This window comes from Tardiphaga sp. 37S4 (genome assembly GCF_021044645.1).
Taxonomy (GTDB): Bacteria; Pseudomonadota; Alphaproteobacteria; order Rhizobiales; family Xanthobacteraceae; genus Tardiphaga; species Tardiphaga robiniae.
The window spans coordinates 2,770,057-2,791,582 of the sequence record NZ_CP088008.1; the positions used below are offsets into that span (position 1 = coordinate 2,770,057).

Sequence of the window (21,526 nt, forward strand, 5' to 3'; positions counted from 1 at the left end):
GTTTGGAAAGGCCCTGCGCGCGCGGCGGATTTGCGAAATTGCAGGCTCGCTGCAGTTTAGCCCTGTCAGAATGTCACCGCCGCGACAATGTCGCAGGCAGTGCGCCGATTATCAATTCTTGGCGGCAGATACGGCCTTGGTCGCCGCCTTCTTCGCAGTCGGCTTTCTAGCCGTGCTCTTGGGAGCCACAGCCTTGGACGCTGCAGGGTTGGACGCTGCAGGCTTCGGCGCTGCAGCACGGCCCAGCACGGCCTCGCGGCCAGCGCTCAAAAGCTCTTCGGACAACTCGCCATTGCCGGCGGCGCGGGCCAGCACGATGGTGCCCATCATGGTGGCAAGCGCCGCCATCGCCTGTTTGCGCGCCGATTTGCTCGGTCCGCCATGAAACTGCTCGGACATCATTTCGATCATCTGATCGAGCTTGGCGGCAAACACCTTGCGCGTCTTGGGGCTTTCGCGCGCGATCTCAGCGCCCAGCGCCGGGACGGCGCAACCATGGCCCGGATTGTCGCGGTGCTGCGGCGACAGGTAAGAATCCACGATCGTCGCCAGGCGCTGATCCGGCGCCGCCTGCCCAGCCAACTGACGCCAGCGATCCGTCGAGCGGTCCATCGCATAGGCGAAGGCTTCAATCACCAGCGCCTCACGCGAATCGAAATGCGCATAGAAGCCGCCGTGGGTCAGACCCGCGTCCTTCATGAGGTCGGCCACGCCGATGCCATGCGCGCCTTTTTCGCGCAGACGCACGGAAGCCTTCTTCACGATCCGCGCATGCGTCTCGAGCTTGTGTTCCTTCGAATAGCGCATCGGCGGTCCATTCAAAACAAATAGATGATGTCGATCATATTACTCACGCTGCTCCGCATGCGCAACGCACACCTGGCCGCAGGCCTTGACAACACCGCAGTTTGACGCGGAATTGATAGGAGCAAGACCGGCGATCCGCGCCGGCCCAAGGAAATGCCAAGGGACGAGACGATTTCATGCATATGCTCAATCCCCATTGCGGTGTCGAACGTGACCCGCGAGGTATAGTTCGGCTGACGATCTGTAACGCCGGCCCACTCAATATTCTCAATTCAGCCGCAATCAAGGGTGTTCGCGAAGGCATTGAGGTATTGGCCACGGAACGCGCCATTCGCACGCTTGTCATCGCCGGCCAGAGCGAAAAGAGCATGATTGGCGGCGCCGACATCAAAGAAATGGCGACGCTGGATCAGGCCTCCGCCGAGAAGTTCATTTCCGGCTTGCGCGATCTCTGCGAAGCCGCCCGCGCTTTTCCCGCGCCTGTGATCGCCCGCATCCCCGGCTGGTGCCTTGGCGGCGGCCTCGAATTTGCTGCCGCCTGCGATTTCCGGATCGCGTCGCATGATTCCAAATACGCCATGCCCGAGGTCAGGGTCGGTATCCCCTCGGTGATTCACGCTGCCCTCTTGCCGCGCCTGATCGGTTGGGGGCGGGCGCGCTGGCTGATCATGACTGCCGCCACCATCGATGCACCGACCGCGCTCAATTGGGGTCTGGTCGATGTGGTTGCGGCCGAAGGCGCGCTTGATGCCGAAGTTGAAAAGACGATCGAAGCCATACTCGAGTGTGGACCCGAGGCCATGCGGTCGCAAAAAGCTCTGCTGAAACAGTGGGAAGAGCTGCCGCTGAAGGAATCCGTCAATCTCAGCGTCGGCGTGTTCGGCGAGGCCTATCTGACCGGCGAGCCGCAGCGACTGATGCAGGGTTTCATCAACCGCAAACGCTAGCAGCTCGACCTCACGAGAATTTTGCACAGGCCGGCATTGCGTATCTTGCAGCGCATCATATGATGAGTGTCATCCAAATGACCCGCGCTTGCGCGAAGGAGCCTCCATCATGTCCGCAGCTTCAGATCCGGTCGTCATCGTCTCGGCCACCCGCACCCCGCTCGGCCGCTTCCAGGGCGAACTATCGCCCTTCTCCGGCCACAAGCTCGGCAGCCACGTGATCGGTGCCGCCGTTGCACGCGCGAAACTGGCACCCGAGCGCATCGACGAAGTCTTCATGGGCTGCGTGCTTCCCGCCGGCCAGGGTCAGGCGCCCGCCCGCCAGGCCGCCCGAGGTGCCAAGCTGCCGGATGCCACCGGGGCTACGACGATCAACAAGGTCTGCGGCTCCGGTATGAAGGCGACCATGCTTGCCCACGACATCATCCATGCCGGTTCGGCCGAGATCGTCGTCTCCGGCGGCATGGAGAGCATGACCAATGCGCCCTATTTGCTGCAGAAGGCGCGCGGCGGTTACCGCTTCGGCCATGATCGCATCATCGATCACATGCTGATGGATGGGCTTGAGGATGCCTATGAGGTCGGACGCTCGATGGGTGACTTCGGCGAAGCCACCGCTGAGGCCTATCAGTTCACGCGTGGAGATCAGGACGCCTATGCGATCGAGACGCTGACCCGCGCGCGCAAGGCGGTGGAGAGCGGCGCCTTCAAGGCGGAGATCACGCCACTGACCGTCGTCGAGAAGTCCGGAGCTCGCGAGATCGCCAATGACGAACATCCGCTGAAGGTCGATCCCGCCAAGATCCCGAACCTCAAACCAGCCTTCCGCAGCAACGGCACTATCACGCCCGCTGCTTCGTCCGCCAATGCCGATGGCGCTGCTGCCCTGGTGCTCGCCAAGCGTTCCCTCGTGGATCGTGAGGGCCTGCCCGCGCTGGCCGTGATCCATGGCCACGCCACGCACAGCCAGGAACCGCAATGGTTCACGACTGCGCCCATTCCGGCAATCCGCAAACTGCTCGACAAGGTCGGCTGGAGCGTCCGAGATGTCGACCTGTTCGAGATTAATGAGGCCTTTGCCGTGGTGCCGATGGCCGCGCAACGCGACCTTGGCATCCCTCGCGAGAAGCTCAACGTCAATGGCGGCGCCTGCGCGCTGGGCCATCCCATCGGCGCAACCGGCGCGCGGCTGATCGTGACGCTGCTGCACGCGCTGGAAGCCAGGGGCCTGAAACGCGGCGTCGCGGCACTGTGCATCGGCGGCGGCGAAGCCACCGCGATTGCCATCGAACGCATCGTTCACTGAACCGCCTTTCCCAGATATGATCGTCGCGGCGGTGGTCGTCGCGACGCCACTTCTCCTTGATTGCAGGAAACCCGATGATTTCCGGATGGCTCTCGACTGCCCTCGCCCGCCGCAATATCCATTACGGATGGGCGATGATTGCCGTAACCTTCGTGACGGCGCTGGTCAGCGCTGCCGCGGTTGGCGCGCCCGGCGTGTTCATCGTGCCGCTGCAGAAGGAGTTCGGCTGGAGTACCGCCGAGATTTCATCCGCCATGTCGATCCGCTTCGTGTTGTTCGGCCTGATGGCGCCGTTCGCCGCGGCGCTGATGAACCGTTATGGGTTGCGCAACGTCACGCTGATTGCCCTGCTCGTCGTTGCAGCAAGCCTCATATTGTCGCTCGGGATGACGCAGGTCTGGCAGTTGATGGCGCTCTGGGGCGTCGCCGTTGGTATCGGCACCGGCATGACGGCGCTGGTGCTCGGCGCCACCGTTGCAGCGCGCTGGTTCAGCGCACGCCGTGGCCTCGTCGTGGGTATCCTCACCGCGAGCGCGGCCACCGGTCAGCTGATCTTTCTGCCGATCCTCGCCAGCATCACCGAGCACAGCAACTGGCGCTGGGCACTGGCGCTGATGTGCGTGATGCTGGCCATAGCCGCGCTCGGGGTGCTGCTGGTGATGCGGGACCGTCCCAGCGACATTGGCATTCGCCCCTATGGCGACACCAGCACCGAACCGCTGGCCGTACCGGCGCCGAACACCTCGCCGATCATGGCGGCAGCGCTCGGTGCCCTGCGCGATGCTGCCCAGACCAAGGTGTTCTGGATCCTGTTCGCCACGTTCTTCATCTGCGGGGCCAGCACCAACGGACTGGTGCAGGTGCACCTGATCCCGATGTGCCTCGACTTCGGCATCCCGCAGATTCAGGCGGCCGGACTGCTGGCGGCGATGGGCGTGTTCGACTTCGTCGGCACCATCGCGTCAGGCTGGCTGTCTGACCGGTATGACAATCGTTACCTGCTGTTCTGGTACTATGGCCTGCGCGGCCTCTCGCTGCTGGCGCTGCCGTTTACCGACTTCTCGTTCTATGGCCTGTCGCTGTTCGCGCTGTTCTACGGCCTGGACTGGATCGCCACCGTGCCGCCCACCGTGCGGCTTACAGCGTCGAAGTTCGGACCGGAACGCGCGGGTCTGGTATTCGGCTGGATCTTCGCCGGTCATCAACTGGGCGCAGCAACGGCGGCATTCGGCGCTGGCCTGTCGCGCACGGTACTGCTCAGCTATCTGCCTGCCTTTTTCGCGGCAGGTGCGCTATGTATTATTGCAGCGCTGATCGTGCTGGCGATTTCAAAAGACAAGAAGGTCGCGACCGCCTGATCCCCGCAGGATTCAGGCTGCTCGCCACTCATATCAGAACGGGAATACATCATGCGCCGCGTTGTAATTACGGGGATGGGAGCGGTGTCGCCGCTCGGTTGCGGCGTCGAGATCAACTGGTCCCGGTTGCTCGCAGGTCAATCCGGTCTCCGCCTGTTGCCGGAGGCCATGACCGCTGATCTCGCCGCCAAGGTCGGCGGTCAGGTGCCCGACATCGCCAATGATCCGGAAGGCGGTTTCGATCCTGACAAGGCGGCGCCGCGCAAGGATCAGAAGAAGATGGATCGCTTCATCCTGTTTGCGCTGATGGCTGCCGATGAAGCGATCGCGCAAGCCGGCTGGCAGCCGAAGGATGCGCGAGAACGCCAACGCACCGCCACGATCGTCGCCTCCGGCATCGGCGGCTTTCCGGCGATTGCCGATGCCGTCCGCACCACCGACACCAAGGGCATCCGCCGGCTGTCGCCGTTCACCGTACCCTCGTTCCTGGTCAATCTGGCCGCCGGTCACATCTCGATCCGCTACGGCTTCGAAGGCGCACTCGGCGCACCCGTGACAGCCTGCGCCGCCGGCGTGCAGGCGATCGGCGATGCAGCGCGTCTCATTCGCTCCGGCGAAGCGGATGTCGCCATCGCCGGCGGTGCCGAAGCCTGTATCGACCGTGTCAGCCTCGGCGGCTTCGCCGCCGCTCGCGCGCTCTCCACCGACTTCGTCGCCAATCCGGAGCGCGCCTCGCGCCCGTTCGATCGCGACCGCGACGGCTTTGTCATGGGCGAAGGTGCCGGCATCGTGGTGCTTGAGGAACGCGACCATGCCCTGGCACGCGGCGCGAAACCGATTGCCGAACTGATCGGCTACGGTACGACCTCCGATGCGTTCCATATGACAGCCGGCCGCGAGGACGGCGATGGCGCCAAACGCGCGATGGATATCGCTCTGGCACAGGCCAGTATCGCGCCTACCGATGTCCAGCATCTGAACGCCCACGCGACATCGACGCCGGTGGGCGATCACGGCGAGCTCGAAGCGATCAAGTCGATCTTCGGAACAAACGGCGGAGTCGCTGTGAGTTCGACCAAATCCGCGACGGGCCACCTGCTCGGTGCAGCCGGAGGGCTTGAGGCGGTCTACGCAATCCTCGCGCTGCGTGACCAGATCGCTCCGGCCACGCTCAATCTCGAAAATCCCGATCCGTCTGCCGACGGCATCGATCTGATCCGCGGCAAGGCGCGGCCGATGGCCATTGAGCACGTGCTCTCGAATGGCTTCGGCTTCGGCGGCGTCAATGCCAGCGTGGTGCTGCGGCGAATATAGCTTAGGGCCGCATCGCCAGCCGTGACGGGCCTGCATTGCGGAGCGGTTCGGCAAGACGTGCAAACTCACACAGCAGCGAGCGCGTCTTCGTGGGGTTGATGACTTCCTCGACCCAGAACTTCTCGGCCGAACGGAAAGGCGAACGCAACTTGTTGAGACGCTCCTCGATTTCCTGCTGCTTGAGCTTGGGATCGTCCGCCGCGTCGATCTCGGCGCGATAGGCCGCCTCGATGCCGCCTTCCAGCGGCAGCGAACCCCAATAGGCCGAAGGCCATGCGTAACGCATCGAGAACCGGTTGGCCGGCTGATGCACCACGCCAGCGACGCCGAACGCATTACGAATGATGATCGTGCACCACGGCACCGTGGTCTGATTGACCGCGGCCATGGCGCGAACACCGTGTCGGATGGTCGCCGCCTTCTCCGCATCGAGCCCGATCATGAAGCCCGGGCAATCCATGAGATAGACGACAGGGAGATGGAACGTCTCAGCGAGGTCGACGAAGCGCACCACCTTCTGGCAGGCTTCCGCGGTCCACGAGCCGCCATAGTGGAACGGATCGCTCGCGAGCAGCAGCACCGCGCGGCCTTCGAGACGCGCAAAACCGGTAATGATCGGCCGGCCGAAATTCGCCGCCATCTCGAAGAACGAGCCTTTGTCGACCACCGCGTCGATGATCGGGCGCATCTTGTAGACCTGCCGGCGATTGCGCGGCACGGCGTTCAGCAGAGATTCCTCCGCACGTTCGGGATCGTCATTGCAGGCGATCGTGGGCGGCAGGTCATAGACGGACGATGGCAGATAGGACAGGAAGCGTCGCGCACAGGCGAAGGCCTCCTCTTCTGTCTCCACGGCATGATCGACGCCGCCAGCGCGCGTCTGGATATCGGCGCCGCCGAGTTCCTTCTTCTCAAGCGACTGGCCGAGGCGCGCGACCACGGGAGGCCCGGCGACGAACATCGCGGAATTCTTGGTCATGACCGAGTAGTGGCTGGCTGCAAGCCGCGCGGCACCGAGCCCGGCGACTGAACCAAGGCCAAGGCCAACGACCGGCACCTGCGCCAGATTGGACGTCGTGTACCAGTACCAGCGCGTGCCCCCGACGCCGCCCGGCAGATTGGCTGCGCCCCTGGTCTCGATGGTCTTGACCGAGCCGCCGCCGCCGGAGCCTTCGATCACGCGAATGATCGGCAGCCGGAAGTCATGCGCCATTTCCTCTGCCATCAGCGGTTTGGCCGAAATCGACGCATCGGCCGAACCGCCGCGCACGGTGAAGTCGTCGCCAACAACGACGACGGGACGGCCGTCGATCTTGCCACGACCGAACACGCAATTCGCCGGCGTCAGATGCTTCAGCTCGCCAGACGCATCGTATTCACCGATGCCGGAGACTGCCCCGACTTCGTGAAAGCTTTTTGCATCTATCAGTCTGTCGATACGTTCACGAACTGTGAGCCGGCCTTGGTCATGCTGCCGCTTGACCTTGTCAGCGCCCCCCATCTCCCGCGCGAAGGCTTCGCGCCGGGCGAGGTCGTCGAGTTCCGGCTTCCAGTTCATTCATTCCCTCCGGGAGCATTTTTTTCTGAGCTGTTGGCGCGGGAGGCGCATCTGGAACGGGCGCACTGGTCAGGCCGCTATCTGCGTTCTGAACCATCATGCTGATCGTGCCGCTGAGCTGACGCAGGATCGGAGCGATCTCGTCCTGCAGGCGCTGCTCGTCATACATGGCGGCAAGCAGACCGATGGTGACGACCACATAGGTTTGATACTGCGGCGACCAGATCGGCGTCGCAATGCCGGTAATATGCGGCGACCAAAGGCCACCTGCGAGGACGTAGCCGTTGTCACGCAGACATTCACGGTTCCCAACGATCTTGCCGCGCAGGATCTTGGCGTCCTCGGGCATTTCGCGCGCGATATCGTTGATCAGAGCATTGCCGACGTCTTCATCGAGTGCTGCGGTGTAGGCGTGGCCGGCTGCAGTCCGGCCCATGGCAATGCGGCTGCCGGTGGTCGAATGCAATCCGAGCGCGTGATCGGCGCGGGCATATTCGAGATAGACCATGTGAAAACGATCGGGAATCGTGAAGCCGATCGTGCCAGGTACCTGCTCCGCCACTTCCTGCAAACGCAAGCGGATCAGGTTACGCATCTGAAGTCCCCGCATCATCGAAGCACTCATCGCGACCGCACTCGATCCGATGCGGTACTTCTGATCTGCAGGCAGATAGGCGAGCTGGCCCATGCGCGTCAGCGTATGCGTCAGGCGCGATACGGTGGAGCGCGGCAGGCCGCAGCGATTGGAGATTTCGAGATTACCAAGCCGGGCATCATGGCCCTCGAAGCAGCGAAGAATATCAAAGGCGCGCGAGACCACCTGGATCACATCGCCGTCGCCTGCCAGATCGCTGGCGAGCATGCCTTGTTTGCTGAGCCGTTCCGAACGTCGTCCCATGATGCGTTTCCCTTAAAACGACGCATCTCGCGGGGAGCCAATCCGTTGGATTGCCCCGATGTGCGCCGCCGTCCCGTTCCACTCTGCGGAATTATATTCCACTTGCGGGCTACGCTACCTCAGGCAATCTGCGGCGACAACACCAAGCTGCTCGTTTCTTCTCATTCTTAGGGATTGTCCGGTCGCGTCGGCGCTACACCTATAGCGAGCAGCCGCCCGCGTGATCGCGGAGAACACCATGCCAGAGATCAAGATCCTCAGCGAAGTCGCCGGCCGCATCTGCTCACTGCCGCTCGCAACCGGCGATTCCGTAAATGAAGGCGACGAAGTGGCTTTTGTCGAAGCCATGAAGATGGAAATTCCGGTCGCCTCTCCTGCCGCAGGTAAAATCAAATCGATGATCGTTGCGGTCGACGACGTGGTCGCGGAAGGACAGTTGCTCGGCACAGTCGAGACGTGAGCAGACATGCAGTGACGGTCTCGACTGCCTTACCAATGTGCTGCGGCATTCTGTCTGCGATGGTGACCGCTCTCATCATCCAGCGAACTGCCTCAGGACATTGCCAGCGCCTGACGGCGATGACATGATCGCCGAACAATAAAAAGCAATTCGCAAAGCGAATGCATCTGGAGGGGAAAATGCTTCACCGGCTCATCGCGCTGGCGTCCGTTGCCGTGCTCACTACAACCGGCGCCGTATGCGCACAGGATATCAAGCTTCCACCGACCATGGCGGTCACCGCCTATGACACCGGCACTGCCGGCTTCAACATCGCCGTCGCCGTCGGCAAGATGATGAAGGACAAATATTCCACCGACGTGCGTGTGCTGCCTGCCGGCAATGATGTCGCGCGGCTGGCGCCATTGCGCGCCGGTCGCGCAACGATCGCCTGGATGGGCTCGGGCATCTACTTCGCACAGGAAGGCGTGTTCGAATTCGGCGTCAAGGAATGGGGTCCACAGCCAGCGCAGGTCACGCTGTCGACCATCGACTGTAATGGCGCCTCGCTCGGCGTCGCTCGTGATATCGGCGTGAAGGAGATCAAGGATCTACGCGGCAAACGCGTCGGCTTCGTCGTCGGCTCACCTGCCCTGAACCAAAACTCGCTTGCGATCATGGCGTTCGGCGGTCTCACCAAGGCAGACATCAAGCCGATCGAGTTCGCAAGCTACGGTGCAATGTGGAAAGGCATGGTGAACAACGACGTCGATGCAGCCTTTGCTACCACCATCACTGGCCCGGCCAAGGAAGTCGAGACATCGCCGCGCGGCATCATCTGGCCGCCCCTCCCCGCGGAAGACAAGGCCGGCTGGGAGCGCGTCAAGCGTGTGGCACCGTTTTTCAATCCACATGTCGCGACCTGCGGCGCGGGCATCACGGCATCAGCGCCCGTCAACATGAGCACCTACCCCTACCCCGTCGCGACCGTCTACGGCTTGCAGGCGGAAGATCAGATCTACGCGATCACCAAGGCGATGATCGTCAACTTTGACGCCTACAAGGACAACGCACCAGGCGCTTTGGGCCTCGCCGTAAAAGCGCAGTCCATGAAATGGGTCGTTCCGTTTCATCCCGGCGCCGTGAAAGCCCTCAAGGAAGCCGGCAACTGGACGCCAGAAGACCAGGCACACAATGACGGACTGCTGAAGCGGCAGGACGTCTTGAAGGCGGCATGGAGCGAATACGCCAAGGCCAGTGCATCAGCCGGTGAAAAGGAGTTTCTCGACGGCTGGATGACTGCCCGCGCGGCTGCGCTCAAGAAGGTCGGCATGCCGAACGGCTTCGAATAACGTCGTTATTTTTAGCTGTAACCGCGAACAATAATCGGGGCCATTATGTCAATTTCGTCACCCGATCACGCGCGGCCCGCATCCGACATTCCCGTAAAAATGGAACTCGATGATCCCCATGGAGTCGCCGACCTCCAGGAGTCCGAGGTCTCGCGCGTTCGCGCCTTGCACGGCGTGTGGCGCTGGGCGCTGATACTAGCCACCCTCGCGACCATCCTGCTCTGCATCAACCAGCAATTTTCGCTGCGCTTCTTTGTCGATGTCACGCAACTCAACACCGAATATTTCTATCTGCTAATCGCGCTGATGCTGCCGTTCACGTTCCTGATCTTTCCGGGAACGTCGAAGGCCGATCTCGACCGTGTGCCATGGTACGACGTCGTATTGTTCGTCGCCACTTTCGCGGCCGCGATCTTCCTGATGATGAACATCCGCAAGGCCGCGCAATTTGGCTGGGAATTCGACGGCGCACCTAAACCCGTGATCGCCGCAGGCCTCGTGATGTGGTTCGTGCTGATGGAGGCGCTGCGCCGCACCGGCGGCTGGAGCCTGTTGCTCAGCCTCTTCCCCTTCACGCTGTATCCGCTGTTTGCCGACGCCAAATGGCTCGGACCGTTCCGCGGCACCCAGTCGACGCTGGAGCAGACGACGGCCTATCACGTGCTGTCGGGCGAGAGCCTGCTCGGCATTCCGATCCAGGCCTTCGCCGACACCGTGATCGGCTTCCTGGTGTTTGGCACCGCGCTGATGATGACCGGCGCTGGAAAATTTTTCATCAACATTGCCTTCGCGATGTGCGGCACCTTCCGCGGCGGGGCTGCCAAAGTGTGTATTTTTGCGTCCGGCCTGCTCGGCACCGTCGGTGGCAGCATCGTGTCCAATGTGCTGACCGCTGGAACGATGACGATCCCCGCGATGAAGAAAACCGGCTTCACACCGTCCTATTCAGGAGCGATCGAAGCCTGCGCGTCCACCGGCGCCGTGCTGGCGCCACCGGTGCTGGGCGCGACGGCCTTCGTCATGGCGCAGTTCATGAACACGAGCTATGCCGACGTCGCCCTCGCCGCCACCATTCCGTCGATCTTGTATTACTTCGGTCTGTTCGCGCAGGTCGACAGCTACGCCGCGCGCCACAAGCTCGAAGGCATCCCGCGCGAGGAACTGCCCCGCTTCATGGACGCGCTCAAGGAGGGCTGGTACTATCTCTTTGTCATCGCGATCCTTGTCGTGATGCTGCTGTACTTCAAACGCGAGAGCCACGCGCCGTTCTACGCCACAGCTTTGCTGGTCATCCTGCATCAATGGTCAGGCCCGGCACCGTGGAAGAAGGGCAACACCGCCGTCCTGGCGCTCTCGATTGTGCTGACCGGATTGATGGTCTGGCTCGATCTGCAGAACGCCTATCTATGGGGAATGTGCATCCTCGCTGCACTCAATGAATTCTTCCCTGGCAAGAATTGGGGCGGCGCGCGCTGGATCCACTTCCTCGAACTGAACGGCAAGACCTTCGTCGAGCTGATCGCGATCCTCGCCGGCTGCGGGTTGCTGATCGGCGCGTTCTCGCTCACCGGCGTAATCTCGAGCCTGGCCAACGACCTTCTGGCGATCGCCGGCGGCAACGTCTTCCTGCTGCTGATCATGTGTGCCTTCACCAGCCTGATCCTCGGCCTCGGCCTGACGACGACGTCCTGCTACATCTTCCTCGCTATCCTTGTCGCACCGGCGCTGGAGAAGCTCGGCCTCAACAAGATGGCCGTGCACATGTTCATCTTCTATTGGGGCATGCTGTCGTCGATCACGCCACCGGTCGCCATCGCATCCTTTGCCGCCGCCGGCATCGCTGGCGCACCGGCGATGAAGACCGGCTGGGAGTCGATGTGGGTGGGCAGCATCATCTATTTTATCCCGTTCTTCTTCGTGCTGAATCCGGCGCTGCTACTGCAGGGCGACAGCCCTTACCTCGAAGCGTTCGGCCTTACCGGCCTTGCCTGTCTCGGCATCGTCTTCATCTGCGGCGGCATTCAGGGCTATCAGGCCTATGTGGGCGATCTGCGCCGTGCGGGCGCAATGGAATGGCCGCTACGTGTGCTGCTGGTGATCGGTGGCTTCGTGATGGCGACACCCGGAGGCGGCATCAATCCGCTGTCGCAGTGGCAGATCATTGCCCTCGCCGCCTGCATTCTCGCACCGACGGTGCTGATCGCGCTGGCGCTGATCAGGCGCGGCGATGCGCGGCTCGCGGTGTCATGACCGCGAAGGCATTCAGGTCGATTGAAGATTGAAAGCTAGAAAAATTCTTCCGGGCAGGGATCGACGATCTTCCAGAGATCCATGCCGTTCTTGATCTTTTTCATTTCCGGCGTGAGACCGCCGTTGCGCGCTAGCCAGTCTTTCACCGGCGGCGGATAATAGGCCATCAGGTCCGAGGTGCCCTCGTAGCTGATCACCTTCATGCCGAAGGTGAAAGCCTTGTCGTAATAGGCCTGATGGAAGCCCAAGCTGGCGCGCGGAGTCACGCAGACCTTGTTCATCGGCACGATGCCGAACACCAGGGTGCAGGCCGAATTGCAGATGCCGTCGATGATCACCCGCTCCTTGCGGTCGCGGATGCGCTCATACTTAGCCTTGTATTCCTCGACATAGCCGCCGTGGTCGCGGGTGATGCGCAAATCTGCCTTGGCCGGAGCCACGGACAGCACCAGCAGGGACATCAGGACAGGCAGCAGCGAAAGACGCATCGCGTGATGAAACCGGTAAGGGACCCCAAGCCAACGCCCTTTTCCGGCATCAGCACACCGCCCGACTCTGGCCGGACAGTGCTAGTATTCCGTTAAGCATCGCCTTTGAGCGAAAAAAAGGCAGGAACCGGCCCTGCCTCACTCTCTGCCCCACCCGCCTAGCCGTTCAGGAACATCCGGTAGACCGGATTTTGCGTTTCGTCCTCATAGGGATAGCCGAGGGAGGTCAGCCGCTGCGTCAGGGTCGGCCGGTCGACCTGAGGGACTTCAATCCCAACGAGCACCCGGCCGTAATCCGCGCCGTGGTTACGGTAGTGGAACAGCGTGATGTTCCAGTCCGCCCCCATCTGATCGAGGAATTTCAGCAAGGCGCCTGGACGCTCCGGAAACTCGAAGCGCAGGATAACCTCGTCCCGCAAAGCGGGCGGTGCTCGCCCGCCAACCATATAGCGGATGTGCAGCTTGGCGGTTTCGTCCGCGCTGATATCCAGCACCTTATAGCCGAGCGCCTGCAACTGCCCAATCAGCTCGCCCTTGTCGTTCTTCGCGCCGCTCAGCTTCAGGCCGACAAAGACATTGGCTTCCTTGGCATCGGCATAGCGATAGTTGAACTCGGTGATGTTGTGATTGCCGATGGTCTGGATGAAGCGGCGATAGCTGCCGGGCTGCTCCGGAATGGTCACGCCCAGCAGGATCTCGCGGGCCTCACCGACCTCGGCGCGTTCTGCGACGTGCCGCAGGCGATCGAAATTCATGTTGGCGCCGCTGTTGATGGCGACCAGCGCTCCGGTGCGCGTCGGGTTGTTCGCGGCATAGCTCTTCAGTCCCGCCAGCGCCAAGGCGCCTGCCGGCTCCGCGATCACGCGCATATCCTCGAAAATATCCTTGATGGCAGCGCACATCTCGTCGGTGTCGGCCGTGATCACATCATCGAGCAATTCGCGGCAGAGACGGAATGTTTCGACGCCGGCCTGGCGCACGGCCACGCCGTCGGCAAACAGACCGACGCGATTGAGGACGACGCGCTCGCCAGCATCTATCGCGGCTTTCATCGATGCGGCATCGACGGGCTCGACACCGATGACCTTGGTCTCCGGGCGCAGGAATTTGATGAAGGAGGCAACACCAGCCGCAAGGCCGCCGCCGCCGATCGGCACGAACACCGCCTCGATGGGATCGGGATGCTGCTGCAGGATTTCCATGCCGATGGTGCCCTGCCCCGCGATCACGTCGGGATCGTCATAGGGATGCACGAAGGTCAGCTTCTGCTCGGCCTCGAGCTTGCGCGCATGCGCCGCTGCTTCGTCGAACGTGTCGCCGAACAGCACGGCATTGCCGCCCCAATATCTGACAGCATCGATCTTGATCGGCGGCGTGGTCACCGGCATCACGATGGTTGCCTTGATCCCGAGCCGCTGCGCCGACAGCGCCACGCCTTGCGCGTGATTGCCAGCCGACGCGCAAATCACGCCGGCCGCGCGCTGCTCCGCGGACAGCCCCGCAATGCGGTTGTACGCGCCGCGAATCTTGAACGAGAAGACCGGCTGCAAATCCTCGCGCTTGAGCAGCACGGGGCTCCCCATGCGCGCGGTCAGCCGAACCATCGGGTCCAGCGGCGTCTGGATCGCGACGTCGTAGACGCGGCTGTCCAGGATTTTGCGAACGTAGTCAGTCACAGGTAGTCCTCGAACATGTGGCAGAGACCGAACTGGCCACAGAACGGCTTGCCGACAGCTTGTCGGCGCAGATGGGCACCGAAATGACCGAGAAATCAAGCCTGTTTTCCAGAAAAGCACCTATGAACGCCCGACCGCCATTTCATGGATCGGCGTTAACGATGGTGTACGGCTCTCGGCGTATGTTGTCTTGCTGATCCAGATATTCAGAACCAGCGATGTCCTACGATGCAACTATCGCCAGCCGAAGATGCAGAAGCACCAAGATCGCAGACCGATCGCACGCGTCAGGTCTGGATTGATTTTGCACGCGGTATAGGCGTCATTCTCGTGGTCTATGGCCACGTACTCGGCGGCCTGATACCGCCACATCTGTTTCCTGACGGACCGCTCGCGCAGTGGATGAGCTATACGCTCTATACGTTCCACATGCCGCTGTTCTTCTTTCTCGCGGGCCTGAACGTACAGCACAGCCTCACACGCGGCGTTCGGCCGTTCCTCGCCAGCAAGGCATGGACGATCGCCTATCCCTATGTGCTTTGGTCGCTGATCCAGGGCAGCGTGATCATGCTGATATCACGCAATGCCAATATTCCCGTCACATCCAGCGACCTCGTGGCGATCTGGTATCGGCCGATGGCGCAATTCTGGTTTCTATATGCCCTGATGATTTGCCACATATTGGCGGTGCTCATTCCCAATCGCACCATCATGATTGTCGTCGCGCTCGCCGGTCTGATCGTGTTCATGCTGTTGCCGATCCGCCCCGATCTTGCGCTCACCATGCATCACCTGCCGTTCTATGTCGCGGGACTCTATGCAACCCGCATCGTGATGGCGTGGCAGCCTCATGGGCGAACGGGGTGGACCATGTTGACCGTGATCGCCACCGCTTTCGCTGCTGCAGTCGCCGTTGGAGGACAGCTCTCCGGCTTCGACGCAAATGGTACGACTTCGCTTCCGGCATGCATTCTCGGCATCAGCGGCGTGGTGCTGCTTTGCAAATTGCTGAACGAGACGCGACATCGCTGGCTGGCACTGGTCGGCGTCATGTCCATGACGATCTATGTGCTGCACATCATGGCGGGATCCGGCACGCGGATCATCATGCAGATGCTGCACATGCCGCCAATGCCGTGGGTCTATCTCCTCGCAGGCACCGCGGCCGGTGTGATCTTGCCCATGGTAGCCCATGTGGTGTTACAGCGGCTGAACCTGCTGGCACCACTCGGGCTTGCGCCACTGCCGAGGCGCAGACCTGCACCCGCTCCGCTTGTCAGCCAGGCGGCCCGACCGGACTAAACTCTGCCGGTCCGCGCCTGCTCCAGGGGCATCGCGGCATCCTCGGTAGGTCTGACAGTCTGGTCGTGCGGACAGGCCATCGCGAAAATCATCCAGAACAGAGCGGATATCTCACCTGACGAGATACTGGTCAGTGGCAAGTGAATCAGGATGCCGCCGAGCGACAGAGCGCCGAGCACCACGCCTTCTTTGGTCGGCATCCGCCATGCCGCAGACGTGCTCCAGACCCCGACCCAGATATAGGCTGCCAAACAGAGCAGTCCGACAGGAATACCAAGCGTGAGCCAGCTCGCAATGATCTGGCCATCGACCGGCATGGTGCCCGCGACACCGATATCGGTGAAGCTGAAACCAGATCCCACCACCATGCTGTCAGGTGTATTCCACAGCGTCACGAATTCTTCGAGACGCTCGTTGCCGCTGCCATCCTCGGAACCGCTGCCGAGCGACTGCAGCCGCTCGGTGATCACATCGCCGAAGGGCGTGAACAGGACCGCCGCCATGGCTGCGCCGACGATGCCAAGTCCGGTCGCAAGCGCCCGCCGCCGTGTGGATTGAAACACCATGCAGAACACCACGGCCAGCGCGAGTGCGATCCAGCCGGTCCGATACAGCGACAGCAACAGGCCCAGTGCAGCGGGCGCCAGGGCAATCAGCGACTGCCATCCCGGTCTCAGGAAGCCCAGCAACAGCAGTCCCGTTGCGGTGAAGGTCGCGTAAGTGGCGGGCCCGTTCATCGTGCTGAAGACGCGCACCATATAGGGTAGCGGATATCCTGCAGACAGGATCGAGGCGTAGTTCATCCAGAACCGATCCCAACTCGGCGGATCGACATATTGCCAGATGCCGTAAAGACCCGTCAGCGGCAGCACCACCAGAAAGATACGCGCCATGGCATTGATGAGTTCACCGTCGGACCTTGCGCGCTGCTGCAAAGCGATGCCGTAGAGCACAGGTGCCGCCCACTTCAACGCACCTGTCGCCGCGCTCATCCAGTCATTCTGAAAAACCGACAGCATGGCACCGTAAGCGATGCAGGCGAGCACGATAGCCGGCGCGATCAGCCAGGGATCGCGCAACTGCTCGCGGGACGACAGCAACGTCCACAGGCTCGGTAACGGCGTCAGGATGAACAACAGCGGCCCGATCAGCATGATGCTGGCCGCGTCGTAGCCGACCGACACATCGACCACGCGCCGCACGAATGGTGCGAAGGCAAACAGCAGGATGGCCGACTGGATATGGGCCGCGGTGCTGCGTCGCCACGCCAGCCAGCCAGCAGCGGCGCAGCCGACCACGAAGAGCGGACGCGACAATCCGCCCAGCGCGGGACCGACCACTAAGGTCACGATCAGAAGCAGCGCAGTCGGTAGCCACCCGGACAGGACGAAATCCACCGGACCGGATTTGAGTCGGCCTTGATTCATAAAGGCAGACTATAGCGAGCAGCCTCCCCGACGTTAGGCAAAACCGCTGCGCTCCCCATCGCGGGGCTAGCTTTTGCGACTTTCGCCGCTATGGTGCCGCCGTCGCACTCGTAGCTCAGCTGGATAGAGCATCGGATTTCGATTCCGAGGGTCGGGCGTTCGAATCGCTCCGAGTGCACCATCACAGGTGCCCTTAAACGCCTGTGTCCATTCGGCTTTTCCAGAGACTAGGCGCTCGCTTCGCGCTCGATCGTCCGCAGCCGCACGAATGCCGCCCAAGCTTGGGGAAACTCGGCACTCTTGGCATCGATGGCCATCAGAGCCCGAAGGGCCTCTCGAAGTTCGTCCAGCGAAGGGCGCTGAGATGAGGTTCCCGCTTTGGACTTTACCCAGAGATCTTCAACCGATTTTGCCAGCACCAACGCCTCGGCATTCGTTCGTTTCTGCACATGCTTTGCCAACACGTGGTCCGGCGGAAAGACTGGCCACGCGGTCGGCGGCTTGTCGGCACGCCAGTTGGATTCGGGGCCGGGCGTGGTTTTGAATGTCTGGTTTCCCGATTGCTGCCCGCCCGAGCCGGGTTGGCCTGCCAGACGGCCGAGTTGTTGCTCGGTCGTCCCGGCCGGTCCACTGCCCGCGGGCGATAGTTGCGATGCCATATCCGTAAGCACTGACGGATCGGCTGTCGGCAGCGTCTTTTGAACCAGCTTGATCGCCTGGAGCGCACTGGGTGATATGCCGATCTTCTGTTGAGCCAGCTTCTCTTCTTCTTCAGAGACCGGACAAGCCTTGTACGCATCGTGCCGTTGCGCGATCTCTCCATCGTCGTCGATACGCGCAAAGTCGATGGCGACCGTGTAAACGAAAGCTCGATGCCCGGTGTAAGCTCCCGATTTGTCCTTGGCGTTCACGCTGCCGCAAACATATTTCCTGTTATCGACCTGGACCGACCGCAAGCCATCGAATTGCGCAGATGACGGATTGAGCAAGAGTCGCGTGACTGCTGCACGCGCCTTCGAGTTATTGGTTGTCAGGATGGCATCCAGCGCATAGTCGGGCCGAATGAAGGACGGCTGATAATAGAACACGGATGCGGCCGCAAAAAACGCTGCACCCACGCCGGCAGATATCAGGGCAGCTGGCGTGTTCATGCAGTAACGTGCTCCGCCGAGGCCCTTCAACAAGCCATGGATTCCACTTTACATTGCACCAGCTTGTAACCATTCCGTTAACGCGCACCTCCACAACCGCCGCGTCTGAAACCCGTCGTTGCGGTTGCACCATTCAACCGAATAAGGCTGTGCGCCGCGGCGCTCTTTGAAAACAACATCTTGATGGCGTGCTGAACCGCAAAGCCCGCCGTAAGCGGCATTTACCAGCCGTTACCACCATCCAATTTAAAATCCCCGGCGCCAAGGAAGCGTCGATGACCCCTGAAAAACCAAATGCTGGCCGCGTTGCGTTCGAGCGCGGTTTCCCTGTCTGGCTCATGGCCATTGACGGCACATGGCGCCGCAGTTGCCGCATCATGGACGTGTCCGAGACGGGCGCACGCCTTATCGTCGAGAGTTCGATCGAGGGCATCAATCTCAAGGAATTCTTCCTGCTGCTGTCGTCCACAGGACTGGCGTTCCGTCGCTGCGAGCTGGCCTGGGTCAATGGCGAGGAGATCGGCGCGACATTCCTGCGACAGGGCGCCAAGAAGAAAGCCGCCCGGCCGGCTGACACCGAATCCTGACATCCCTGCGACCGTTTCCGGAACCTGGCACCCGACACGCAGCGGCTGACGCCGCTGCGCGGATCTGCCCAACTTTGCGGCAGGAACATTCGCGCGCCCGAACTCTTGTTATCCCGTGAACAGTTGGGTGCGTTTGTCCGTTTGAACCCGGGAGCCACCGTGAAGAATTTTTCCCATGCCGCGTTTCCGCCAGACACAATCTCAGTGATGAAACAAGCGCTGGACGGGGCTGTTTCAACGCTGCCGCATCCCGTCAACTCCGCTCACGTGCAATCCATCGCCGAAAGCATCCTGCGCACCACAAGCGAGGGTGAACGCGATCCCACGATGCTCCAGACCATGGCGCTGCTGGAATTGCGGATTACCCAGCGGGACTGACGGCCGACCGATCATCACGACCTCGTGGATAACGAAAGTGGGGCTTGCTGCAGCGCAACCAGATGCCATATTCCGCGTTATCGCCTCATCACGGAGGTTGCCGCATGCCCTACGCGCTGTTTTCAAATTCGGTCAAAGTCAGTAAGGCCTTCCCCAACAAATCCGATGTCTGGCGGCATGCCGTCGAGAGTGGCTTGGTGATGGAAGTCGGCCTGGGCGAGGAAGATCCGCCACGCCGTCTTCTCGATATCGGCTATGCGATCCACGCATGTGCTGCCGATCCAGTCGAGAAATCGGCCGCTACAGGCATGAGCGAGCACGACATCAACCAGATGATCGCCGCCTGTCAGCTCAATCAGCGGTCCGCAGCCGCCGCATCGTAAATTCAATGTCGCCGTCTGGCAGCTCGCGCCAGCGCTCAACTTCGCTCATGTAGGCTTGCTTCGGAAACCGGTCCAAAAACGCCCGCGCCGTCTTGCGGGCATTTTCGCGTGGCTGTGTGAAGCTCTCGCGCACATAGCCGTCAGCGATGGCACGCCGCTGCTGGCGCGCGGCCATTCTCTCCGCCAGATCGCGCGGGGTTCCCGGCATTGCTGCTACTCCGTACACAAGCAACGTCTGATAGATTGTCACGGATGACCGGCAGATCAAGCGTCATGTTTCACGGCGCGACAGGTTTGCGCTCAGAAGAAAGGGCGCACCGATAACTCGGCGCGCCCCTTCCCTGTTCTCGCTGAACCAGGCGCCGAGACGCCCTTCCGAAGCTCAAAGAGTGAGCCTAGCGGGCGGCCTCAGCGAGGTGACAGCGCTTGGAATTAGACACTGGACCACCTCCTTTCATTGTTCGTGACAGCCTGAGTATAGGAAAGATTCGCGCCGTGTTAAGGGGCGCGATCCAGACGAGCCATGCAATCTCGCACAGGGCGCGCGAGCCAGCCGCCGTTGTGAAGGCTTGGCCATGCATGCATCATCTTTCTCTGCTGTTGCTCCGCGCATCACCTGAGCGAGCATTGGACAGCGGTAAAATCAATCAAGGACGGAAGCGACCGTTGGGCTTGCCCCACCTTGTCCATTAGGTCCCTTCCCGATGTCCAGCAATCTCGACGCCCGGCCGAAAGGCGTGATGACGCGTCGCGCTGCCATTATTTTTCAGATCGCAACGCTCGGCACTGTCGCCATGTTCGCCAGCGCACCGACGCCACTCTACCGGATCTATCAGGACCACTGGCACCTCTCGCCGGTCATGGTCACGACGGTGTTCTCCGCCTATGCGCTCAGTCTGCTGGTTGCGCTGCTGACGGTCGGGGGATTGTCGGATTATATCGGTCGCCGGCCCGTGATGTTCTCGGCGCTGATCCTGAATGTCCTGGCGCTGCTGGTTTTCATTACGGCAGATTCCGTCGTGGCACTGATCACCGCCCGCACCATTCAGGGATTTGCGACCGGCATTGCCTTCGGCACCATCGGTGCTGCCATGCTCGATCTGAACCGCGCGCACGGATCGCTGATGAACAGCCTGACGCCCGTCACGGGCACAGGGATCGGCGCGTTGCTATCCAGCGTACTCGTCAGCTACGCGCCAATGCCGACCCAACTGGTCTATCTGCTGCTCCTCGTAGCAACGCTCATACAAGCCATTCTGCTGTGGTGGATGCCGGAAACGGTTGCGCGTCGTCCCGGCGCATGGGCGTCGCTCCGGCCGATCGTGACCGTACCGCCTCACGTGCGACAACCCTTGACCCTGGTCTCGCCGGGCAACATTGCCGTCTGGGCGTTGGGCGGATTCTACTTGTCGCTGATGCCCTCGCTGCTCCGGCTCATCACCGGATCGAATTCGCCTCTCCTTGGTGGACTCGCCGTGACAGCGCTGACCTTGAGCGGTGCCGCCTCGATGCTGGTGGCACACAAATGGCCTGGCACCACCATTCTGATCCGCAGCATGGCGTGTCTTATTCTCGGCGTGCTGATCACACTGGGCGGGGTCTACACACAAAGCGTCCCACAACTATTGGTCGGCACGGTCATTGCCGGCTTTGGCTTCGGCGCCGGATTTTTCGGTAGCATCCGGACCGTTGTGCCGCTGGTCCCCGCGCATGAACGCGCTGGATTGCTCTCCGTAATTTTCATTATCTGCTATCTCGCCTTCAGCCTGCCGACTATCGTTGCAGGCTTGGCGACCCCGACGCTCGGCCTGCCGCTCACGCTCGATATCTATGGCGCCGCGGTCATTGTCCTCGCGGCGATCTCGCTGATCGCCGCGCTCGCATCGGTCCGCCGGGCGTTGTGAC

Annotated in this window: 20 protein-coding genes and 1 tRNA gene; 13 read left to right on the forward strand and 8 right to left on the reverse strand. The window is 61.7% G+C overall.

Annotated features, from left to right (window positions below; translation table 11 throughout):
• Positions 1-111: 111 nt before the first annotated feature.
• The gene (locus LPB73_RS13535; protein ID WP_231080851.1) at positions 112-807 is read right to left on the reverse strand and encodes a TetR/AcrR family transcriptional regulator; all 696 of its coding nucleotides are present in this window, start codon (positions 805-807) and stop codon (positions 112-114) included.
• A 176-nt stretch (positions 808-983) separates the two neighbouring features.
• On the opposite strand from LPB73_RS13535, the gene LPB73_RS13540 reads away from it, so the two are divergent.
• The 4 genes from LPB73_RS13540 to fabF all read left to right on the forward strand — a co-directional run bounded on the left by LPB73_RS13540 (position 984) and on the right by fabF (position 5,732).
• Positions 984-1,754, forward strand: a complete 771-nt coding sequence (locus tag LPB73_RS13540) for an enoyl-CoA hydratase (protein WP_175366058.1) — start codon at positions 984-986, stop codon at positions 1,752-1,754.
• A 109-nt stretch (positions 1,755-1,863) separates the two neighbouring features.
• Complete coding sequence (locus LPB73_RS13545) at positions 1,864-3,060, forward strand: acetyl-CoA C-acyltransferase (protein ID WP_231080852.1); 1,197 nt, start codon at positions 1,864-1,866, stop codon at positions 3,058-3,060.
• Between the two features lie 74 nt (positions 3,061-3,134).
• Complete coding sequence (locus LPB73_RS13550) at positions 3,135-4,418, forward strand: MFS transporter (RefSeq protein ID WP_231080853.1); 1,284 nt, start codon at positions 3,135-3,137, stop codon at positions 4,416-4,418.
• A 51-nt stretch (positions 4,419-4,469) separates the two neighbouring features.
• The gene (gene fabF / locus LPB73_RS13555; protein WP_231080854.1) at positions 4,470-5,732 is read left to right on the forward strand and encodes a beta-ketoacyl-ACP synthase II; all 1,263 of its coding nucleotides are present in this window, start codon (positions 4,470-4,472) and stop codon (positions 5,730-5,732) included.
• A gap of 1 nt (position 5,733) precedes the next feature.
• Here the strand turns inward: fabF and LPB73_RS13560 are convergent, their stop codons facing one another.
• Both LPB73_RS13560 and LPB73_RS13565 read right to left on the reverse strand, forming a co-directional pair.
• A complete protein-coding gene (locus tag LPB73_RS13560; RefSeq protein ID WP_231080855.1) occupies positions 5,734-7,290 on the reverse strand; it encodes an acyl-CoA carboxylase subunit beta in 1,557 nt (518 codons plus the stop codon).
• Positions 7,220-8,188 (reverse strand): IclR family transcriptional regulator, encoded by a 969-nt coding sequence (locus LPB73_RS13565; protein WP_120290220.1) that lies wholly within the window; start codon positions 8,186-8,188, stop codon positions 7,220-7,222. Before LPB73_RS13565 ends, LPB73_RS13560 begins: the two co-directional genes overlap by 71 nt.
• 238 nt (positions 8,189-8,426) lie before the next feature.
• Here LPB73_RS13565 and LPB73_RS13570 point away from each other — a divergent pair, with 238 nt between their 5' ends.
• The 3 genes from LPB73_RS13570 (at position 8,427) to LPB73_RS13580 (ending at position 12,229) form a co-directional block, all read left to right on the forward strand.
• Positions 8,427-8,648: an acetyl-CoA carboxylase biotin carboxyl carrier protein subunit gene (locus LPB73_RS13570; RefSeq protein WP_068730696.1), complete on the forward strand. Its 222-nt coding sequence runs from the start codon at positions 8,427-8,429 to the stop codon at positions 8,646-8,648.
• 179 nt (positions 8,649-8,827) lie between these two features.
• On the forward strand, positions 8,828-9,979 hold the full coding sequence (locus LPB73_RS13575; protein WP_231080856.1) for a TAXI family TRAP transporter solute-binding subunit: 1,152 nt from the start codon (positions 8,828-8,830) through the stop codon (positions 9,977-9,979).
• 45 nt (positions 9,980-10,024) lie between these two features.
• Positions 10,025-12,229 carry a TRAP transporter permease gene (locus LPB73_RS13580; protein WP_231080857.1) on the forward strand — a complete coding sequence of 735 codons (2,205 nt, stop codon included), beginning with the start codon at positions 10,025-10,027 and terminating at the stop codon, positions 12,227-12,229.
• A 35-nt stretch (positions 12,230-12,264) separates the two neighbouring features.
• Here the strand turns inward: LPB73_RS13580 and LPB73_RS13585 are convergent, their stop codons facing one another.
• Together LPB73_RS13585 and ilvA are read right to left on the reverse strand one after the other, a co-directional pair.
• Positions 12,265-12,717 (reverse strand): hypothetical protein, encoded by a 453-nt coding sequence (locus LPB73_RS13585; RefSeq protein ID WP_089267265.1) that lies wholly within the window; start codon positions 12,715-12,717, stop codon positions 12,265-12,267.
• Positions 12,718-12,875: 158 nt separating this feature from the next.
• Positions 12,876-14,393, reverse strand: a complete 1,518-nt coding sequence (gene ilvA / locus LPB73_RS13590) for a threonine ammonia-lyase, biosynthetic (protein ID WP_231080858.1) — start codon at positions 14,391-14,393, stop codon at positions 12,876-12,878.
• A 228-nt stretch (positions 14,394-14,621) separates the two neighbouring features.
• Here ilvA and LPB73_RS13595 point away from each other — a divergent pair, with 228 nt between their 5' ends.
• Positions 14,622-15,695, forward strand: coding sequence for an acyltransferase family protein (locus LPB73_RS13595; protein WP_231080859.1), 1,074 nt, complete (start codon positions 14,622-14,624; stop codon positions 15,693-15,695).
• Here the strand turns inward: LPB73_RS13595 and LPB73_RS13600 are convergent.
• The gene (locus LPB73_RS13600) at positions 15,692-17,122 is read right to left on the reverse strand and encodes an O-antigen ligase family protein (RefSeq protein ID WP_231080860.1); all 1,431 of its coding nucleotides are present in this window, start codon (positions 17,120-17,122) and stop codon (positions 15,692-15,694) included. The two genes, LPB73_RS13595 and LPB73_RS13600, sit on opposite strands and share 4 nt — an antisense overlap.
• 104 nt (positions 17,123-17,226) lie before the next feature.
• Here LPB73_RS13600 and LPB73_RS13605 point away from each other — a divergent pair.
• Positions 17,227-17,303: transfer RNA gene (locus LPB73_RS13605), tRNA-Arg, on the forward strand.
• 46 nt (positions 17,304-17,349) lie between these two features.
• Here the strand turns inward: LPB73_RS13605 and LPB73_RS13610 are convergent.
• Positions 17,350-18,273, reverse strand: coding sequence for a hypothetical protein (locus LPB73_RS13610; protein ID WP_231080861.1), 924 nt, complete (start codon positions 18,271-18,273; stop codon positions 17,350-17,352).
• 275 nt (positions 18,274-18,548) lie between these two features.
• Here LPB73_RS13610 and LPB73_RS13615 point away from each other — a divergent pair, with 275 nt between their 5' ends.
• The 3 genes from LPB73_RS13615 (at position 18,549) to LPB73_RS13625 (ending at position 19,621) form a co-directional block, all read left to right on the forward strand.
• Positions 18,549-18,860, forward strand: a complete 312-nt coding sequence (locus LPB73_RS13615) for a pilus assembly protein PilZ (RefSeq protein WP_089267262.1) — start codon at positions 18,549-18,551, stop codon at positions 18,858-18,860.
• Positions 18,861-19,019: 159 nt separating this feature from the next.
• Positions 19,020-19,238 carry a hypothetical protein gene (locus tag LPB73_RS13620; RefSeq protein ID WP_093759133.1) on the forward strand — a complete coding sequence of 73 codons (219 nt, stop codon included), beginning with the start codon at positions 19,020-19,022 and terminating at the stop codon, positions 19,236-19,238.
• Between the two features lie 104 nt (positions 19,239-19,342).
• Entirely contained in the window at positions 19,343-19,621 is a 279-nt protein-coding gene (locus LPB73_RS13625) for a hypothetical protein (RefSeq protein WP_231080862.1), read from the forward strand.
• On the opposite strand, the gene LPB73_RS13630 is transcribed toward LPB73_RS13625, so the two are convergent.
• Positions 19,590-19,829: a hypothetical protein gene (locus LPB73_RS13630; RefSeq protein ID WP_231080863.1), complete on the reverse strand. Its 240-nt coding sequence runs from the start codon at positions 19,827-19,829 to the stop codon at positions 19,590-19,592. The genes LPB73_RS13625 and LPB73_RS13630 overlap by 32 nt on opposite strands.
• A gap of 496 nt (positions 19,830-20,325) precedes the next feature.
• On the opposite strand from LPB73_RS13630, the gene LPB73_RS13635 reads away from it, so the two are divergent.
• A complete protein-coding gene (locus tag LPB73_RS13635; RefSeq protein WP_231080864.1) occupies positions 20,326-21,525 on the forward strand; it encodes an MFS transporter in 1,200 nt (399 codons plus the stop codon).
• Position 21,526 lies beyond the last annotated feature (1 nt).

What these genes read in the sequence shown, in the direction of transcription:
- LPB73_RS13535 (WP_231080851.1), bottom strand. Translation starts at nt 807, where the DNA reads ATGCGCTATTCGAAGGAACACAAGCTCGAGACGCATGCGCGGATCGTG.
- LPB73_RS13540 (WP_175366058.1), top strand. Translation starts at nt 984, where the DNA reads ATGCATATGCTCAATCCCCATTGCGGTGTCGAACGTGACCCGCGAGGT.
- LPB73_RS13545 (WP_231080852.1), top strand. Translation starts at nt 1,864, where the DNA reads ATGTCCGCAGCTTCAGATCCGGTCGTCATCGTCTCGGCCACCCGCACC.
- LPB73_RS13550 (WP_231080853.1), top strand. Translation starts at nt 3,135, where the DNA reads ATGATTTCCGGATGGCTCTCGACTGCCCTCGCCCGCCGCAATATCCAT.
- fabF (WP_231080854.1), top strand. Translation starts at nt 4,470, where the DNA reads ATGCGCCGCGTTGTAATTACGGGGATGGGAGCGGTGTCGCCGCTCGGT.
- LPB73_RS13560 (WP_231080855.1), bottom strand. Translation starts at nt 7,290, where the DNA reads ATGAACTGGAAGCCGGAACTCGACGACCTCGCCCGGCGCGAAGCCTTC.
- LPB73_RS13565 (WP_120290220.1), bottom strand. Translation starts at nt 8,188, where the DNA reads ATGGGACGACGTTCGGAACGGCTCAGCAAACAAGGCATGCTCGCCAGC.
- LPB73_RS13570 (WP_068730696.1), top strand. Translation starts at nt 8,427, where the DNA reads ATGCCAGAGATCAAGATCCTCAGCGAAGTCGCCGGCCGCATCTGCTCA.
- LPB73_RS13575 (WP_231080856.1), top strand. Translation starts at nt 8,828, where the DNA reads ATGCTTCACCGGCTCATCGCGCTGGCGTCCGTTGCCGTGCTCACTACA.
- LPB73_RS13580 (WP_231080857.1), top strand. Translation starts at nt 10,025, where the DNA reads ATGTCAATTTCGTCACCCGATCACGCGCGGCCCGCATCCGACATTCCC.
- LPB73_RS13585 (WP_089267265.1), bottom strand. Translation starts at nt 12,717, where the DNA reads ATGCGTCTTTCGCTGCTGCCTGTCCTGATGTCCCTGCTGGTGCTGTCC.
- LPB73_RS13595 (WP_231080859.1), top strand. Translation starts at nt 14,622, where the DNA reads ATGCAACTATCGCCAGCCGAAGATGCAGAAGCACCAAGATCGCAGACC.
- LPB73_RS13600 (WP_231080860.1), bottom strand. Translation starts at nt 17,122, where the DNA reads ATGAATCAAGGCCGACTCAAATCCGGTCCGGTGGATTTCGTCCTGTCC.
- LPB73_RS13610 (WP_231080861.1), bottom strand. Translation starts at nt 18,273, where the DNA reads ATGAACACGCCAGCTGCCCTGATATCTGCCGGCGTGGGTGCAGCGTTT.
- LPB73_RS13615 (WP_089267262.1), top strand. Translation starts at nt 18,549, where the DNA reads ATGACCCCTGAAAAACCAAATGCTGGCCGCGTTGCGTTCGAGCGCGGT.
- LPB73_RS13625 (WP_231080862.1), top strand. Translation starts at nt 19,343, where the DNA reads ATGCCCTACGCGCTGTTTTCAAATTCGGTCAAAGTCAGTAAGGCCTTC.
- LPB73_RS13630 (WP_231080863.1), bottom strand. Translation starts at nt 19,829, where the DNA reads ATGCCGGGAACCCCGCGCGATCTGGCGGAGAGAATGGCCGCGCGCCAG.
- LPB73_RS13635 (WP_231080864.1), top strand. Translation starts at nt 20,326, where the DNA reads ATGTCCAGCAATCTCGACGCCCGGCCGAAAGGCGTGATGACGCGTCGC.